Below are 15,712 nucleotides of genomic sequence, written 5' to 3'. Positions count from 1 at the left end.
GACCGTGGGCGCCAAAGGTACGATCGGCGTGGCTGCCGGCGAGGCGGCCGGCGACGCGAAGCGTGCCAAGGGCACGAAGGACATGAAGGACACGAAGGCCGTGAAGGGTGTGAAGGGCACGAAGGGCACGAAGGGCACGAAGGGCGCCGCCGCGGCGCCGGCAACGGCGGGCAAGCTGCGTGGCGCGGCGGACAGCAAGCCGCGCGCGGCGGCGGAGCCGCCGGCCGGGCCCGGTGCCGGCGACGAGCCGGCCGACGGCGGCGATCCGCTCGGCGGCAGCCCCGAGCGCGAGGCGAGCCGGACCTCGATCGATCTGTTCTGCGATGCGCTCTGGCTCGAACACGGCCTGTCGCAGAACACGCTCGATGCCTACCGGCGCGACCTGACGCTGTTCGCGCAATGGCTCGCGGCCGCGCACGGTGCGAGTGTCGACGCCGTGGACGAGGCGATGCTGACGGGCTACATCGCGGCGCGCAGCGACGGCAAGGCCACCTCGTCGAACCGGCGCCTGTCGGTGTTCCGCCGCTACTATGGCTGGGCGCTGCGCGAGCACCGCGCGGCGACCGATCCGACGCTGCGCATCCTGTCCGCGAAGCAGCCGGCGCGGTTTCCGTCGACGCTGTCGGAGGCGCAGGTCGAGGCGCTGCTCGCGGCGCCCGACGTCGAGACCGCGCTTGGACTGCGCGACCGCACCATGCTCGAGCTGATGTATGCGAGCGGGCTGCGCGTGAGCGAACTCGTCACGCTGAAGACCGTCGAGATCGGCCTCAACGACGGCGTGGTGCGCGTGATGGGCAAGGGCTCGAAGGAGCGGCTGGTGCCGTTCGGCGAGGTCGCGCACGGCTGGATCGAGCGCTACCTGCGCGAGGCGCGCCCGGCGCTGCTCGGCGCGCGCGCCTCGGACGCGCTGTTCGTGACCGCGCGCGGCGAAGGCATGACGCGCCAGCAGTTCTGGAACATCATCAAGCGCCACGCGACGCGCGCCGAGATCCGCGCGCACCTGTCGCCGCACACGCTGCGGCACGCGTTCGCGACGCATCTGCTCAACCACGGCGCCGACCTGCGCGTGGTGCAGATGCTGCTTGGCCACAGCGACATCTCGACGACGCAGATCTACACGCACGTCGCACGCGAGCGGCTGAGGACGCTGCACGCCGCGCATCATCCGCGCGGCTGAGGCGGCTTGGGCTGGCGTCAGCGATTCACGGCACGGGATCGCGGCATCGAATCACGCACGGTACAGCCCGGCGCTCCGCGAGCGCCACGCCGCGTCACCGGCCATAGGCAGGATGCTCGCGCAGCCGATGCTTGAGCACCTTGCCCGTCGAGGCGGCCGGCAGCGCATCGACGGCGACGATGCGCGCGGGCCGCTTGTACGGCGCCAGCCGCGCCGCGCACCAGGCCTCGAGTTCGTCGCGCGCGAGGGCCGCGCCCGGCGTCAGCTCGACGAAGGCCATCACTTCCTCGTTGTCCGCCACCGGCCGGCCGATCACGGCCGACTGCACGACCGCCGGATGCGCGTTGAGCACATGCTCGACCTCGGCCGGATAGACGTTGAACCCCGAACGGATGATCAGTTCCTTGCTGCGGCCGGCGATGGTCAGCGCGCCGTCGCCAGCGGCGCTCGCGAGGTCGCCCGTCTTCAGCCAGCCGTCGGCCGTCACCGCCGCGCGCGTCGCTTCCGGGTTGCGGTAATAGCCGAGCATCACGTTCGGCCCGCGCACGAGGATCTCGCCGACCTCGCCGGGCGCCGCGTCGCGGCCGTCCACGCCGGCCAGGCGCACCTCGATGCCGGGAATCGGCGTGCCGACCGAGCAGTCGGCGCGCGGCGCGTCGAGCGAGGTCTGCGTGACGGTCGGGCTGCTCTCGGTCATGCCGTAGCCGTTGTGCATCGGCAGGCCGTAGATACGCTCGACGCGCGCCTTCAGGTCGGCGTCGAGCGGCGAGCCGCCCGAATAGATGAAGCGCAGATGCGGCGCATGCCACGCGTGGCCCTGCGCCTGCAGATGGTCGAGCAGCTTCGCGTGCATCGCCGGCACCCCCTGGAAGATCGTCACGCGTTCGTCGGCGAGCGCGCGGCGCGCGGCCTCGGGCGTGAAGCGCTGCACCAGCCGCAGCGTGGCGCCGGCGTAGAGGCTGCCGAGGCAGACCGAGGTCAGCCCGTAGACGTGCGATACCGGCAGCACCGTATAGACGACGTCGTCGGCACTCACGCGCCGCAGCGTGCTCGACATCGCGGCGACGAACAGCAGGTTGCGGTGCGACAGCATCACGCCCTTCGGCGTGCCGGTGGTGCCGGTGGTGTAGATCAGCGCCGCGCACTGCCGGGCCGCATCGGATTCGACCGGCTCGGCGGCGGCGCCGGGATCGAGCGCGACGGCCCAGGTACCGATGTCGGGCTCGCCCGTGGCGGCGGGCAGCGCGTGGTGGCGCGCCGCGTGGGCGGCCGCGTCGGCCGAGGTGGCGGTGACGAACGCGATCGCGCGCGGCCGCGCGTGCGCGGCGATCGCGTCGAGTTCGGCCGCCGACAGCCGCGCGTTCGCGAGGAACGCCCAGGCGTCGAGCGAGGCGGCCGCGAACAGCAGCACGATCTGCGCGATGCTGTTCTCGGCGACGAGCATCACGCGATCGCCGCCGCGCACGCCGAGCGCGCGCAGCTGGCCGGCCGTCGCGCCGATGGCCGCCACGAGCTGCCGGTAGCTGAGCCGGCGTGCATCCTCGACGAGCGCCGGGTGGTCGGGCAGGCGTGCCGCGACCCGCGCGGGGATCTCGGTGATCCGCTCGGGTAGCGCGGCGAGCAGCGCCGCGACGTCGAGGCTCGGGGAGGGCGGTGAAAGGGGCATCGGGGCTCCGGAAACGAGGCCGGCACGGGATGGGCGCGGCCTTTCGCAGGAAAACGTGCCGATCGTGCCATGCCCACCCCGGGCGCCGCAATCGGCCGAACGGACAATAGTGCTTCGCGGCGCCCGCAATTAAAATGCGCGCATGAGCAAATCCCGACATGTATCCGAGACGCCGGCGACGCAATGGTTGCGCCGCCACGGCATCGCCTTCGGCGAACACACCTACGATTACGTCGAGCATGGCGGCACCGGCGAATCGGCGCGCCAGCTCGGCGTGGACGAGCACGCCGTGGTCAAGACGCTGGTGATGGAGGACGAGCACGCCAAGCCGCTGGTGATCCTGATGCACGGCGACCGTACCGTGTCGACCAAGAACCTGGCGCGGCAGATCGGGGCCAAGCGCGTCGAGCCGTGCAGGCCCGAGGTCGCCAACCGCCATTCCGGCTACCTCGTCGGCGGCACCTCGCCGTTCGGCACGAAGAAGGCGATGCCCGTCTACGTCGAGGCGAGCGTGCTCGACCTGCCCTCGATCTTCGTCAACGGCGGCCGGCGCGGCTACCTCGTGAGCCTCGCGCCGGCGGTGCTGACCACGGTGCTCGGCGCGACGCCGGTGCAGTGCGCGAGCGTCGACTGAGGGTTTCACCGGCGACCCCGGCCGGCGCGCTTCGGTAGAATGGGCGCCGCCGCGGCCCGGCAGACGGCGCCGCTTCCTCATTCATTCGTCGAAATTACGCTCCCATGCAGATTCTGATCGCTACCGTCGCTGCCTACCTGATCGGCTCGGTGTCGTTCGCCGTCGTCGTCAGCGCGTTGATGGGCCTCGCCGATCCCCGCTCGTATGGCTCGAAGAACCCCGGCGCGACCAACGTGCTGCGCAGCGGCAACCGCAAGGCCGCGATCCTGACGCTGCTCGGCGACGCGTTCAAGGGCTGGCTGGCCGTCTGGCTGGTGCGGCACTTCGGGATCGGCGGCGAGACCGGCATCGCGCTGGCCGCGATCGCCGTGTTCCTCGGCCACCTGTATCCGGTGTTCTTCCGCTTCCAGGGCGGCAAGGGCGTGGCGACGGCGGCCGGCGTGCTGCTCGCGATCTCGCCCGCGCTCGGCATCGCGACGCTCCTGACCTGGCTCGTGATCGCGTTCTGCTTCCGCTACTCGTCGTTCGCCGCGCTGGTGGCCGCCGTGTTCGCGCCGCTGTTCGACGTCTACCTGTTCGGCACGCACGACAACCCGGTCGCCTGGGCCGTGCTGGCGATGAGCGTGCTGCTGGTCTGGCGGCACCGCGGCAATATCTCGAAGCTGCTGAAGGGACAGGAAAGCCGGATCGGCGACAAGAAGAAAGCCGCGGAGGCGCCGCGCGCCGAGTGAGCTGGCGGCGGGGGGACAGGATATAAGACACGCGGCACGCCGGCGAGCATCGCCGGCGCCGCGTCGCGATCAGTCGCGGAAGTTGTTGAAGTCGAGCGGCGTGTCGGAGATTTCCTTGCGCAGCAGCGCGATCACGCTTTGCAGGTCGTCGCGCTTGGTGCCCGATACGCGCACGGCGTCGCCCTGGATGCTGGCCTGCACCTTGATCTTGCTGTCCTTCACGGTGCGCACGACGCGCTTGGCCAGATCGCCCGTCACGCCCTTCTTGATCGTGACGACCTGCTTGAGCTTGTCGCCGCCGATCTTCTCGACCTTGCCGTAGTCGAGGAAACGCACGTCGACGCCGCGCTTGGCCATCTTGCCGATCAGCACGTCCTTCACCTGGCCGAGCTTGAAGTCGTCGTCGGCAAACATCGTCAGTTCCTGCTCCTTGTGCTCGACGCGCGAGTCGGAGCCCTTGAAGTCGAAGCGCGTCGAAATTTCCTTGTTCGACTGCTCGATGGCGTTTTTCACTTCAATCATGTTCGCTTCGGAAACGACGTCGAACGATGGCATGCGATTCTCCCTGTAAAACGCGCGCCCCGCGCGAAGCGGGCGCGCTCACTCGCTATAATTGCGGACCGACCGCCATTTTACCGATGCCCCCGCGTTTGCCCAAGGCCGCTCGCCCGTCACCCCGGCGCGGTTTGCGCGAACCGCGCGCCGTTCCCTGCCCGCCGCCGATGTCCGAAGCCCCGATGCCGCCCGATCCCGCCCTGCTGCCGCTGCCCGCCGACACCCCGGTATTGCGTCCCGATTACCCGCTGCGCGAGCACAACACGTTCGGCTTCGACGTGCGCGCGCGCTTCGCGGCGACGGTCGGCACGCCGGCCGGGTTCGCCGCCGCGGCGCGCGACCCGCGCGTGGCCGGGCTGCCGGTGCGGGTGCTCGGCGGCGGCAGCAACGTGGTATTCACCGGCGACGTGGACGCGCTGGTGCTGATCAACGACGTGCGTGGTCGCGCGCTGGTGCGCGAGGACGACGAGGCCTGGTACGTGGAGGCGGGCGGCGGCGAGAACTGGCACGCGTTCGTCGACTGGACGCTCGCGGCCGGCATGCCGGGGCTCGAGAATCTCGCGCTGATTCCCGGCACGGTCGGCGCCGCGCCGATCCAGAACATCGGCGCCTACGGCATCGAGATGCGCGAGCGCTTTGCCGCGCTGACGGCCGTCGAGCTGGCCAGCGGCGAGCTGGTGGCGTTCGACGCCGCGGCCTGCGCGTTCGGCTATCGCGACAGCGTGTTCAAGCGCGAGGCGCGCGAGCGTTTCGCGATCGTGTCGGTCACGTTCCGGTTGCCGAAGCGCTGGGCGCCGCGCACCAACTACGCCGATGTCGCGCGCGAGTTCGCGGCACGCGGCATCGAGCCGGCCGCCGCGACGCCGCGCGACGTGTTCGACGCGGTGGTCGCGATCCGGCGCGCGAAACTGCCCGATCCGCGCGAACTCGGCAACGCCGGCAGTTTCTTCAAGAATCCGGTGATCGACGCGGCGCAGTGCGCGGCGCTGCGCGAACGCGAGCCCGAGCTGGTCTCGTATCCGCAGCCCGACGGGCGCGTCAAGCTCGCGGCCGGCTGGCTGATCGACCGCTGCGGCTGGAAGGGACGCGCGCTCGGCACGGCGGCGGTCCACGATCGCCAGGCGCTGGTGCTGGTGAATCGCGGCGGCGCGACGGGGGCGGACGTGCTCGCGCTCGCGCGTGCGATCCAGGACGACGTGGAGGCGCGCTTCGGCGTGCGGCTCGAGGCCGAGCCGGTCGCGATCTGAGACGCGCCGCGGGCCGCCCGCGCCAATCCGGGCTGCATTAACCCGCTAACCCGCGCGTCCATGAAAAAGCCCCGCCTCGGCGGGGCTTCGTCCATCCTTGCTGCGGTGCGGCGCTCAGTGATTGAGCTTGCCGAGCAGCAGGAATTCCATCAGCGCCTTCTGCACGTGCAGGCGGTTTTCCGCCTCGTCCCAGACCACGCTCTGCGGGCCGTCGATCACGCCGGCCGACACTTCCTCGCCGCGATGGGCGGGCAGGCAATGCATGAAGAGCGCGTCGGGGCTCGCGCCGGCCATCATCTCCTCGTCGACGCACCAGTCGGCGAAGGCCTGCTTGCGCACCTCGTTCTCGGCCTCGAAGCCCATGCTGGTCCAGACGTCGGTCGTGACGAGATCGGCGCCGCGGCAGGCTTCGTTCGGATCCTCGACCACCTCGTAGGCCGAGGCGGCGTCGGCGTCGACGAGCGTCATGTCGAGCGCGTAGCCGGGTGGCGTGGACAGGCGCAGCTTGAAGCCGAGGATCTGCGCGGCCTGGATCCAGGTGTAGAGCATGTTGTTGGCGTCGCCGACCCAGGCCACCGTCTTGCCGCGGATCGGGCCGCGGTGTTCGTAGTAGGTGAAGATGTCCGCCAGCACCTGGCACGGATGGAACTCGTTGGTCAGGCCGTTGATCACCGGCACGCGCGAATTGTCGGCGAAGCGCTGGATGATCTCCTGCTCGAAGGTGCGGATCATGATGATGTCGACCATCCGCGAGATCACCTGCGCCGAATCCTCCACCGGCTCGCCGCGGCCGAGCTGCGTATCGCGCGTGCTCATGAACACCGCGTGGCCGCCGAGCTGGAAGATGCCGGCTTCGAACGAGAGCCGCGTGCGCGTCGAGTTCTTCTCGAAGATCATCGCGAGCGTGCGGTCGTGCAGCGGATGGTAGGTTTCGTAGTTCTTGAACTTGCGCTTCAGGATACCCGTGCGTTCGAGCACGTACTCGTAGTCTTCCAGCGAGAAATCCTTGAACTGCAGGTAGTGACGAATGGTTTTGGCGGTCATGAAACGAGACGCGGCGGGAGGCAACCAGCGCTCGCGCGCCGGACGGCGCCGGCCGTCGGGGTGTGGTAATCCGGTCGAGCATAAAGGATTTTGCCGGCTTTGACGAGCCGGGCCGCCCCGGCGCGCCAGCTCGTGGCGCAGCGGCCGGCGCCGTGTCCTTGGCCGCGCGAATCAGGGTGACGGGCGGGCAGGCGGTGGCACGCGAATCGGTCCGGCACCGGCATCGTGGCGCCGCTGGATGCGGCGGTGCGGTATAATTTCGCGGTTTTCCGAAGCCCGGCAGATCGCGCTGCCGGATACGGGCGGCGCCCGCGCTCATGCGCGGCTGCGTACACCGGTGTGCTTGCGGGCAGCGCCCGGCGAGGGCGGCGGCAACGCGCCACGCAGCCGGCATCGCAAGCGGCCGTTCCCCGTTTCCGCCGCGGCAGCGTCATGCCGTCGGCCCATCAACTGGGACCCTTCATGGCAGAAACTCCCCCGACCGAATTCTTCATTCAAGGCATCACGAAAGAAGGAAAGACGTTTCGTCCGAGCGACTGGTCGGAACGGCTTGCCGGCGTGATGGCCCAGTTCGGACCGGGCGCGAGCGGCCGCAATGCGTACATGAAATATTCGCTGTACGTGCGGCCGACGATCGTCAGCGGCATCAAGTGCGTGATCGTCGACACGCGCCTGCGCGATCTCGAGCCGATGGCCTTCGATTTCGTGATGAACTTCGCGCGCGACAACAACCTCGTCGTCACCGAGGCCTGCGAGTTGCATCTGGGCAAGCATCCCTGAGCGGACCCGCGCGGGCGCACCGGCAAGGCCGCCGCCAGCGTCATCACGATTCCCTTCCCCCGTTATCGCCGGTGCGCGCCGGTGCGCAGCCTGGCGGCCAGGTTAACGTCATGTCGGCGTCGCGCATGCGCTGCGGCTGGCGGCAAGTCCTGCAGGCACGACAAAAAGCCCGCCGAAGCGGGCTTTTCGCGATCGCGGGAAACAGGGGCCCGCGCGAGGCGGGCACACCGGATTCGAGTTACTGCGCGGCGGCCTGCAGGCCCTTGACCGCTGCCGACAGGCGGCTCTTGTGGCGAGCGGCCTTGTTCTTGTGAACGATCTTCTTGTCGGCGATCGTGTCGATCGTCTTCGTGGCGGCCTTGTACAGCTCGGCAGCCTTGGCTTGATCGCCGGCGTCGATCGCCTTGCGAACCGCCTTGATTGCGGTACGGAATTTCGAGCGCAGCGCCGAGTTGTGCGAGTTAGCCTTCGCTGCCTGGCGGGCGCGCTTGCGTGCTTGTGCGGAATTAGCCATGACGGTTCCTTATCCTGTCCTGTTCCCAGAGCTTGGAGCCTGACGGCCAAGCGCTGCTTTTCGATCCGACCCTCGAGAGCGATTGCCCGGGGCGCAAAAAAACATTGGTTTCACCGAGGTCGGCAACGTGCTCGATGATCACCGCAGCGCGAATGCAGACTCAGAAACGGGCGATTATAGCAACAAAATCAAGGCAGTGACAAGCTCGGCGATATCGGCCGGTCCTGCCTCGTGCCATTTCATGCCGGCGGCGGCCGGAGCCCCGCGCGGGGCGCGTCCGGCGCCTTTTTCCGCCGAAGGGGCGGACCGCAACGGGGCTTCCGTATAATAGGCGCCCCATGAATCTATTCCGAGCCCTGCTGACGGTCAGCGGCTTCACGCTGTTGTCGCGCGTGACCGGTCTGGCCCGCGAAACGCTGATCGCCCGTGCGTTCGGCGCCAGTCAATACACCGACGCGTTCTACGTCGCCTTCCGGATCCCGAACCTGCTGCGCCGGCTGTCGGCCGAGGGCGCGTTTTCGCAGGCATTCGTGCCGATCCTCGCCGAGTTCAAGAACCAGCAGGGCCACGACGCCACCAAGGCGCTCGTCGACGCGATGTCGACCGTGCTCGCCTGGGCACTTGCGCTGCTCTCGGTGGTGGGCGTGGCCGGTGCGTCGTGGGTGGTCTACGCGGTCGCCTCGGGCTTGAGCAACGACGGCCATGCCTATCCGCTCGCGGTCACGATGACGCGGATCATGTTCCCGTACATCATCTTCATCTCGCTGACCACGCTCGCCTCGGGCGTGCTGAACACCTACAAGAACTTCTCGCTGCCGGCGTTCGCGCCGGTGCTGCTGAACGTTGCGTTCATCGTGGCCGCGGCGTTCGTCGCGCCGCACCTGAAGATGCCGGTCTACGCGCTGGCCTGGGCCGTGATCGTCGGCGGCCTGCTGCAGTTCGTGGTGCAGTGGCCGGGGCTCAAGCGCATCGACATGATGCCGCGCATCGGGCTCAATCCGCTGCGCGCGCTCGCGCACCCGGGCGTCAAGCGCGTGCTTGCGAAGATGGTGCCGGCCACCTTCGCCGTCTCGGTCGCGCAGCTCTCGCTGATCATCAATACGAACATCGCGTCGCGGCTCGGGCAGGGCGCCGTGTCGTGGATCAACTATGCCGACCGGCTAATGGAGTTTCCCACCGCGCTGCTCGGCGTCGCGCTCGGCACGATCCTGCTGCCGAGCCTGTCGAAGGCGCACGTCGACGAGGATTCGACCGAGTATTCGGCGCTGCTCGACTGGGGCCTGCGCGTGACCTTCCTGCTCGCGGTGCCGAGCGCGCTCGGGCTGCTGTTCTTCGCCACGCCGCTCACGGCCACGCTGTTCAATTACGGCAAGTTCGACGCGCACACGGTGCAGATGGTCTCGCGCGCGCTGGCCGCCTACGGCGTCGGCCTGATCGGCATCATCCTGATCAAGATCCTCGCACCGGGCTTCTATGCCAAGCAGGACATCAAGACCCCGGTGAAGATCGCGATCGGCGTGCTGATCGTCACCCAGCTGTCGAACTACGTGTTCGTGCCGCTGCTCGGCACGGCCGGCCTCACGCTCAGCATCGGCGTGGGCGCATCGCTGAATTCGCTGCTGCTGTTCCTCGGGCTGCGCCGGCGCGGCATCTACCGGCCGTCGCCGGGCTGGCCGCGCTTCTTCGCCCAGCTGACGGGCGCCTCGCTGGTGCTCGCCGGCACGATCCACTGGTTCGCGATCAATTTCGACTGGACCGGGCTGCGCGCGCAGCCGCTCGCGCGCATCGCGCTGACGGCCGCCAGCCTGATCCTGTTCGCCGCACTATATTTCGGTATGTTGTGGTTGATGGGATTCAAATACGCGTATTTCCGCCGCCGCGCCAAATGACGACCACCATGACCCGCGTTCTCGATTTCTTCAGCGCCCTCGTCGCCGAGGATGACAGCCTGCCCCTGACCGAGGCGGCGCTCTCGCTCGCCCAGGATGCCTATCCCGACCTCGACATGCAGGCGGCGCTCGCCGAGCTCGACGCGCTCGTCGTGCGCTTTCGCCGGCGCGTGCGGGCCGACCTGCCGGCGCGCGCGATGGTGGACGCGCTCAACGACTATTTCTTCCGCGAACTCGGCTTCGCCTGCAATCACAACGATTACTACGATCCCGACAACAGCTACCTGAACATGGTGCTCAAGCGCCGCCGCGGCATCCCGATCTCGCTCGCGGTGCTCTATCTGGAACTCGCGGGCCAACTCGGGCTGGCGGTGCGCGGCGTGTCGTTCCCGGGCCACTTCCTGCTGCGCGCGACGCTGGCCGACGGCGACGCGATGATCGACCCGACCACCGGGCGCTCGCTGTCGGAGGCCGATCTGGTCGACATGCTGGAGCCGTATGTGGCGCATCCCGAGGAAACCATGTCGAGCACGCTGCGCGCGCTGCTGCAGCCGGCGACGAGTCGCGAGGTGCTCGCGCGCATGCTCAACAACCTGAAGTCGATCTACCTGCAGACCGAGCGCTGGCAGCGGCTGCTGGCGGTGCAGCAGCGGCTCGTGATCCTGCTGCCCGGGCAGCCCGACGAGGTGCGCGACCGCGGCTTCGCCTATGCGCGGCTCGACTACCTGCGCCCGGCGCTCGAGGATCTCGAGTCGTATCTCGACGACTGCCCCGAGGCGGTCGATGCGACCATCGTCGAGGCGCAGCTGACCGAACTGCGACAGCGCATGCAGCGCGGCGACGACTGACGCCTGCGCCGCCGGCCGACACCAGCCGATTCAAACGACGACGCCCGCGCACTGCATCACCGGGGCCGCGGGCGTCGTCGCATCGGCGCGCGGCTTGCGGGCCGCGCCGGCGTTCATTTCGGCTGCATGCGGATCGCGCCGTCGAGGCGGATCACCTCGCCGTTCAACATCGGGTTCTCGAGGATCTGGCGCACCAGCATCGCGTACTCGTCGGGCTTGCCGAGCCGCGGCGGGAACGGCACCATCGCGCCGAGCGCGTCCTGCACCTCCTGCGGCATGCCGAGCAGCATCGGCGTCTCGAAGATGCCGGGCGCGATCGTCATGACGCGGATCGCGCTGCGCGACAGGTCGCGCGCGAGCGGCAGCGTCATGCCGGCCACGCCGGCCTTCGAGGCGGCATAGGCGGCCTGGCCGATCTGGCCGTCGAACGCGGCCACCGACGCGGTGTTGACGATCACGCCGCGCTCGCCGGTCTCGACCGGCGCGTTCGCGGCCATCGCGGCCGCGGCCAGGCGCGCCATGTTGAAGCTGCCGACCAGGTTGATCGATACGACCTTCGCGAACAGGTCGAGCGAATGCGGACCGTCCTTGCCGACCGTCTTCGCGGCCGGCGCGATGCCGGCGCAGTTGACGAGGCCGCGCAGCGTGCCGAGCCCGGTGGCCGCTTCGACGGCGGCCTGAGCATCGGCCTCGCGCGCGACGTCGCAACTGACGAAGCGCCCGCCGAGTTCGCCGGCGAGCGCCTCGCCCGCCTCGCGGTTCAGGTCCGCGAGCACCACCTTCGCGCCCGCGCCGGCGAGCATGCGCGCCGTGCCGGCGCCGAGGCCCGATGCGCCGCCCGTGATCAGAAAGACGTTGCCGCGTAATTCCATCTTCGCTCCTTGGTTGTCGGGATCCGCCGCCGTGATCGGCCGGCGCGATCCATTGCCGGTCGATTGTACGAAACCGCGCGTGGCGGTGGTGTGAAGCGAACGTTCGTGCGATTTTTGGGTGGACGAAAAAAAGCCGCCCCGGAGAGCGGCGTGGCGCGTCGGGCGGGCGTCGTGCCCGCGGCCGGCGTTTACTTCAGTGCGTCGAACGCGCGCTGACGGATTTCGTCGACCGTGCCGAGGCCCGAGATCTTGCGATAGGCGGGCGCCTGCAGGCCGTTTTCGGCACCGCGCGCGGCCCAGTCGCCGTAATACGAGATAAGCGGCTTGGTCTGTGCCTCGTAGACGTCGAGGCGCTTCTTCACCGTGTCTTCCTTGTCGTCGTCGCGCTGGATCAGCGGCTCGCCCGTCACGTCGTCCTTGCCCTCGACCTTCGGCGGGTTGAACGTGACGTGATAGGTGCGGCCCGAGGCCGGATGGGTGCGGCGGCCGCTGATGCGATCGATGATCGCCGAGAACGGCACGTCGATCTCGAGCACGTAGTCGATCGCGACGCCGGCGTCCTTCATCGCGTCGGCCTGCGCGATGGTGCGCGGGAAGCCGTCGAACAGATAGCCGTTGGCGCAGTCCGCTTCCTTCAGGCGTTCCTTCACGAGGCCGATGATCAGCGAATCCGGCACCAGCTTGCCCTCGTCCATGTAGCCCTTGGCCTCGACGCCGAGCGGCGTGCCGGCCTTCACGGCCGCGCGCAGCATGTCGCCCGTCGAGATCTGCGGAATCCCGAACTTTTCCTTGATGAACGTGGCCTGGGTGCCCTTGCCGGCGCCGGGAGCGCCCAACAGGATCAAACGCATGGTGATATCTCCAAGTTTCATGAATGTGTGTGGCGCGAGGGGATCGCATCGGCGCGCGGCCCGGAGGTCGGCTTCCACACAACTCCGGCCGGTCTGACGGCGGCGCGGGCGGTGAAGCCCGCGCGGCGGCCGGCGGAGGGAGCTGGCGAGCGCGACTCAACGTGGGCGGCGCCTGACGGCTCGCACAGTCGTCCGATTATGCCATGGGTTATTTTTGCGGCGACCGAAAAAGGGCCTGCACGCGCGCGAGATCGGCCGGCGTGTCGACGCCCGGCGCCGGCGCGGCATCGGTCACGAGCACCGCGATCCGCTCGCCGTGCCACATCGCGCGCAGCTGTTCGAGCTGCTCGGCCTGCTCGATCGGCGCCTGCGCGAGCGACGGGTAACTGCGCAGGAAGCGCGCGCGATAGGCGTACAGCCCGATATGCCGATATACCGGGAAGGCCGGCTCCGGCATGGCTTCGACGGCAGGCCAGTGCGGCTGCCAGGCATCGCGCGACCACGGGATCGGGGCGCGCGAAAAGTACAGCGCGACGCTTTTCGCGTCGAGTGCGACCTTCACGACGTTCGGGTTGAACACGTCGGCGGCGTCGTGGATCGGATGCGCGGCAGTGGCGATCGCGCAGGCCGGATGGGCGGCTAGGTGCGACGCTACGTCGCGGATTAGTGTCGGGTCGATCAACGGCTCGTCACCTTGAACGTTCACGACGATCGTTTCATCCGGCAATTCGAGCAGCGTCGCGACTTCGGCGAGGCGGTCGGTGCCGGAAGGGTGGTCAGCGCGCGTGAGCAGCGCGTCGAAGCCGTCCGCCCGCGCGGCGTCGAGCACGCTCTGCGCGTCCGAGGCGACCAGCACGCGCGCGGCGCCCGCTTCACGCGCGCGCTCGGCCACGCGCACCACCATCGGCTTGCCGCCGAGGTCGGCGAGCGGCTTGTTCGGCAGGCGTGTCGAGGCGAGGCGGGCGGGCACGACGGCGATGAAGGGCGACGGAGTGGTCATCGGGGTTTCGGCGGCGAACGAGAATGGAATCGAAGGGAAGGCCGGCGGGGTGCCGGAGACGGGGCGCCCGCCGCAAAGGGCGGGCGCGACGGCTGGCGCCGGTGTGGAGCCGGTTTGGAGCCGGGTTGGGACCGGTGCCGCTGGAGCGGTCGGCACCGGTGGTAACGGCCAAACCAGCCGGACCGGCGCGGCGACCCCGGTCAGTGCGTGGCGGCGGGGCCGGCCGGATCGACCGGCGTGCCTTCCACGGTCTGGCGCGCCTCGTCGACGAGCATCACGGGGATGCCGTCGCGGATCGGGTAGGCGAGCTTGTCGGCGTGGCAGATCAGTTCCTGCGCGGCGCGGTCATGGTGGAGCGGGCCTTTGCAGATAGGGCACACGATGATTTCAAGCAGGCGAGCGTCCACGGAGTTTCTCCACAACGAGAGCGATAAGGCGGGGATCGAGCGCGGCCTCGACAGGGACCACCCAGAGTCGGGCATCGCGCCAGGAAGCGCCCAATTTTACTGCATCCTTCTCGGTGATCAGGATCACCTCGGCGTCGTCGTTCGCGAACGGGTTGTCGGCGAACGCGTAATGGTCGGGCAGCGCGCGCGTGGCGGGCGCGAGGCCGGCCGCGCGCAGCGTCGCGAAGAAGCGCTCGGGCGCGCCGATGCCGGCCGCGGCCAGCACGCGCGCGCCGGCGAACTGCGCGAGCGGGCGGCGCCGCGACGGCTCGTCGAGATGCCAGGCGTCGCCGGGCGCGAGCCGCAGCGCATAGGTGTCGGGCCACGGCGGTAGCGCGCGGCTGTACGGATCGTTGACGAGCGTGGCATCGCGGTGCCGCGTGAGCGGTTCGCGCAGCGGGCCGGCCGGCAGCAGGAAGCCGTTGCCGCCGAGCCGGTGGTCGAACACCACCAGCTCGACGCGGCGCGCCATCCGGTAATGCTGCAGGCCGTCGTCGCTGACCACCACGTCCACCTCGGGATGCGCGGCCGCGAGCGCCCGGATCGCGGCCACGCGGTCCGGGCAGACCATCACGGGCGCCTGGGTGCGGCGCGCGATCAGCAGCGGCTCGTCGCCGGCGCGCGAGGCGAGCGAATCGGGGCGGACCTCGGTGGGCTCGCGGATCTCGGCGCCGTAGCCGCGCGAGACCACGCCGGGGTGGAAGCCGTTGGCGCGCAGCGCGTCGACCAGCGCGATCACGGTCGGCGTCTTGCCGGTGCCGCCCACCGTGACGTTGCCGACCACCACGACCGGCGGGCCGGCATCGACGGTTTCCTTCCAGCCCGCCGCGAACGCGGCGCGGCGCAGCGCGGCGCAGGCGCCGAACAGCGCGGCGAGCGGCGTGAGCGCCCAGGCGAGCGGGCCGCGCCGCTGCCATTCGCGGGCGATGCGCGCCTCGGCGCGTGCGAGCAGGCCGCCGCTCATCGGGCGATGGCGCCGGCGAGGCGCAAGGCGGGCGACGGATCGATCAAGCGGATTCTCCAGGGCAACCGGGACCGGGGCGGCGCGGCGGGACGGCGCGCCGGATTCCCCTCGAAAGGCGGCACTCTAGCGCGGCGGCGCCGCGCACGGCAAGTCGGGCCGGGACCGCGCCCGCACGGCCGCGGCGGCGTTCTCACGGGGCCAGATGAGGTCGTGCCTGTGGATAACTCTGTGAAAAACTGCCCGAGGGATCGGCGCAAACGCCCGCGTGGCGGGCGTCCGATCGGCGGCTTGACACAATATGTCACAAAGATATTGTTTTAAATCAATAGGTTATTGAGATTTGTCCGGGTTTTTCAGGGGGTTGGCGCAAGCGGCGAGCCGACCGGGGCGCATGTGGACACTTCGTGTCCGATCGGCGCGCGGGCCGGCCTCGGGGCGGCCCGAAGGCGCGGCCGACGCGCGGGCCGGGTGCCGGCGCGAAGCACGAAGCTTGC

At 69.6% G+C, this 15,712-nt stretch carries 16 protein-coding genes; 7 read left to right on the top strand and 9 right to left on the bottom strand.

The features are described from left to right. Positions 1-82: 82 nt before the first annotated feature. Complete coding sequence (gene xerD, locus BpN12_RS30280) at positions 83-1,177, top strand: site-specific tyrosine recombinase XerD (protein ID WP_425306382.1); 1,095 nt, start codon at positions 83-85, stop codon at positions 1,175-1,177. A gap of 94 nt (positions 1,178-1,271) precedes the next feature. Here xerD and BpN12_RS30275 read toward each other — a convergent pair whose 3' ends face one another. Next, on the bottom strand, positions 1,272-2,843 hold the full coding sequence (locus BpN12_RS30275) for a class I adenylate-forming enzyme family protein (protein ID WP_246795809.1): 1,572 nt from the start codon (positions 2,841-2,843) through the stop codon (positions 1,272-1,274). A gap of 142 nt (positions 2,844-2,985) precedes the next feature. Between BpN12_RS30275 and ybaK the strand changes: the two genes are divergently transcribed. Next, positions 2,986-3,477: a Cys-tRNA(Pro) deacylase gene (gene ybaK, locus BpN12_RS30270; RefSeq protein WP_246795808.1), complete on the top strand. Its 492-nt coding sequence runs from the start codon at positions 2,986-2,988 to the stop codon at positions 3,475-3,477. A gap of 104 nt (positions 3,478-3,581) precedes the next feature. After that, on the top strand, positions 3,582-4,208 hold the full coding sequence (plsY, locus tag BpN12_RS30265; RefSeq protein ID WP_246795807.1) for a glycerol-3-phosphate 1-O-acyltransferase PlsY: 627 nt from the start codon (positions 3,582-3,584) through the stop codon (positions 4,206-4,208). 69 nt (positions 4,209-4,277) lie between these two features. Here plsY and BpN12_RS30260 read toward each other — a convergent pair whose 3' ends face one another. Then, positions 4,278-4,763, bottom strand: a complete 486-nt coding sequence (locus BpN12_RS30260) for a YajQ family cyclic di-GMP-binding protein (RefSeq protein ID WP_042625840.1) — start codon at positions 4,761-4,763, stop codon at positions 4,278-4,280. A gap of 182 nt (positions 4,764-4,945) precedes the next feature. Between BpN12_RS30260 and murB the strand changes: the two genes are divergently transcribed. Further along, positions 4,946-6,010 (top strand): UDP-N-acetylmuramate dehydrogenase, encoded by a 1,065-nt coding sequence (gene murB / locus BpN12_RS30255; protein WP_246795806.1) that lies wholly within the window; start codon positions 4,946-4,948, stop codon positions 6,008-6,010. A 114-nt stretch (positions 6,011-6,124) separates the two neighbouring features. Here murB and argF read toward each other — a convergent pair whose 3' ends face one another. Continuing rightward, positions 6,125-7,054: an ornithine carbamoyltransferase gene (argF, locus tag BpN12_RS30250; protein WP_246795805.1), complete on the bottom strand. Its 930-nt coding sequence runs from the start codon at positions 7,052-7,054 to the stop codon at positions 6,125-6,127. Positions 7,055-7,516: 462 nt separating this feature from the next. Between argF and BpN12_RS30245 the strand changes: the two genes are divergently transcribed. Next, positions 7,517-7,834 (top strand): DUF3579 domain-containing protein, encoded by a 318-nt coding sequence (locus BpN12_RS30245; protein ID WP_042625838.1) that lies wholly within the window; start codon positions 7,517-7,519, stop codon positions 7,832-7,834. A 238-nt stretch (positions 7,835-8,072) separates the two neighbouring features. Here the strand turns inward: BpN12_RS30245 and rpsT are convergent, their stop codons facing one another. After that, a complete protein-coding gene (gene rpsT / locus BpN12_RS30240) occupies positions 8,073-8,348 on the bottom strand; it encodes a 30S ribosomal protein S20 (protein WP_013699183.1) in 276 nt (91 codons plus the stop codon). A gap of 338 nt (positions 8,349-8,686) precedes the next feature. On the opposite strand from rpsT, the gene murJ reads away from it, so the two are divergent. After that, positions 8,687-10,237 (top strand): murein biosynthesis integral membrane protein MurJ, encoded by a 1,551-nt coding sequence (gene murJ / locus BpN12_RS30235; protein WP_042625837.1) that lies wholly within the window; start codon positions 8,687-8,689, stop codon positions 10,235-10,237. An 8-nt stretch (positions 10,238-10,245) separates the two neighbouring features. Beyond that, positions 10,246-11,085, top strand: a complete 840-nt coding sequence (locus BpN12_RS30230) for a SirB1 family protein (protein ID WP_246795804.1) — start codon at positions 10,246-10,248, stop codon at positions 11,083-11,085. 113 nt (positions 11,086-11,198) lie between these two features. On the opposite strand, the gene BpN12_RS30225 is transcribed toward BpN12_RS30230, so the two are convergent. From BpN12_RS30225 to lpxK, 5 genes are all read right to left on the bottom strand, one after another. Beyond that, positions 11,199-11,957, bottom strand: a complete 759-nt coding sequence (locus tag BpN12_RS30225; protein WP_246795803.1) for an SDR family NAD(P)-dependent oxidoreductase — start codon at positions 11,955-11,957, stop codon at positions 11,199-11,201. Positions 11,958-12,145: 188 nt separating this feature from the next. Further along, the gene (adk, locus tag BpN12_RS30220; RefSeq protein ID WP_246795802.1) at positions 12,146-12,808 is read right to left on the bottom strand and encodes an adenylate kinase; all 663 of its coding nucleotides are present in this window, start codon (positions 12,806-12,808) and stop codon (positions 12,146-12,148) included. Positions 12,809-13,016: 208 nt separating this feature from the next. After that, the gene (gene kdsB, locus BpN12_RS30215) at positions 13,017-13,808 is read right to left on the bottom strand and encodes a 3-deoxy-manno-octulosonate cytidylyltransferase (RefSeq protein WP_246795801.1); all 792 of its coding nucleotides are present in this window, start codon (positions 13,806-13,808) and stop codon (positions 13,017-13,019) included. Between the two features lie 200 nt (positions 13,809-14,008). Beyond that, positions 14,009-14,215 carry a Trm112 family protein gene (locus BpN12_RS30210; protein ID WP_015876828.1) on the bottom strand — a complete coding sequence of 69 codons (207 nt, stop codon included), beginning with the start codon at positions 14,213-14,215 and terminating at the stop codon, positions 14,009-14,011. Continuing rightward, the gene (lpxK, locus tag BpN12_RS30205; protein WP_246795800.1) at positions 14,196-15,218 is read right to left on the bottom strand and encodes a tetraacyldisaccharide 4'-kinase; all 1,023 of its coding nucleotides are present in this window, start codon (positions 15,216-15,218) and stop codon (positions 14,196-14,198) included. Before lpxK ends, BpN12_RS30210 begins: the two co-directional genes overlap by 20 nt. Positions 15,219-15,712: the final 494 nt, after the last annotated feature.

Origin of the sequence: Burkholderia perseverans, assembly GCF_022870505.1 — a bacterium.
Lineage (GTDB): Bacteria > Pseudomonadota > Gammaproteobacteria > Burkholderiales > Burkholderiaceae > Burkholderia > Burkholderia plantarii.
Note: the sequence above shows the minus strand (reverse complement) of the source record. Positions and strands in the feature narration are given on the sequence as shown.

Excerpts from the sequence above, each read along its gene's own strand:
- argF (WP_246795805.1), bottom strand. The coding sequence starts at position 7,054 with ATGACCGCCAAAACCATTCGTCACTACCTGCAGTTCAAGGATTTCTCG.
- BpN12_RS30260 (WP_042625840.1), bottom strand. The coding sequence starts at position 4,763 with ATGCCATCGTTCGACGTCGTTTCCGAAGCGAACATGATTGAAGTGAAA.
- lpxK (WP_246795800.1), bottom strand. The coding sequence starts at position 15,218 with ATGAGCGGCGGCCTGCTCGCACGCGCCGAGGCGCGCATCGCCCGCGAA.
- rpsT (WP_013699183.1), bottom strand. The coding sequence starts at position 8,348 with ATGGCTAATTCCGCACAAGCACGCAAGCGCGCCCGCCAGGCAGCGAAG.
- BpN12_RS30225 (WP_246795803.1), bottom strand. The coding sequence starts at position 11,957 with ATGGAATTACGCGGCAACGTCTTTCTGATCACGGGCGGCGCATCGGGC.
- ybaK (WP_246795808.1), top strand. The coding sequence starts at position 2,986 with ATGAGCAAATCCCGACATGTATCCGAGACGCCGGCGACGCAATGGTTG.
- plsY (WP_246795807.1), top strand. The coding sequence starts at position 3,582 with ATGCAGATTCTGATCGCTACCGTCGCTGCCTACCTGATCGGCTCGGTG.
- adk (WP_246795802.1), bottom strand. The coding sequence starts at position 12,808 with ATGCGTTTGATCCTGTTGGGCGCTCCCGGCGCCGGCAAGGGCACCCAG.
- xerD (WP_425306382.1), top strand. The coding sequence starts at position 83 with ATGAAGGACACGAAGGCCGTGAAGGGTGTGAAGGGCACGAAGGGCACG.
- murB (WP_246795806.1), top strand. The coding sequence starts at position 4,946 with ATGCCGCCCGATCCCGCCCTGCTGCCGCTGCCCGCCGACACCCCGGTA.
- kdsB (WP_246795801.1), bottom strand. The coding sequence starts at position 13,808 with ATGACCACTCCGTCGCCCTTCATCGCCGTCGTGCCCGCCCGCCTCGCC.
- BpN12_RS30275 (WP_246795809.1), bottom strand. The coding sequence starts at position 2,843 with ATGCCCCTTTCACCGCCCTCCCCGAGCCTCGACGTCGCGGCGCTGCTC.
- BpN12_RS30230 (WP_246795804.1), top strand. The coding sequence starts at position 10,246 with ATGACCCGCGTTCTCGATTTCTTCAGCGCCCTCGTCGCCGAGGATGAC.
- murJ (WP_042625837.1), top strand. The coding sequence starts at position 8,687 with ATGAATCTATTCCGAGCCCTGCTGACGGTCAGCGGCTTCACGCTGTTG.
- BpN12_RS30245 (WP_042625838.1), top strand. The coding sequence starts at position 7,517 with ATGGCAGAAACTCCCCCGACCGAATTCTTCATTCAAGGCATCACGAAA.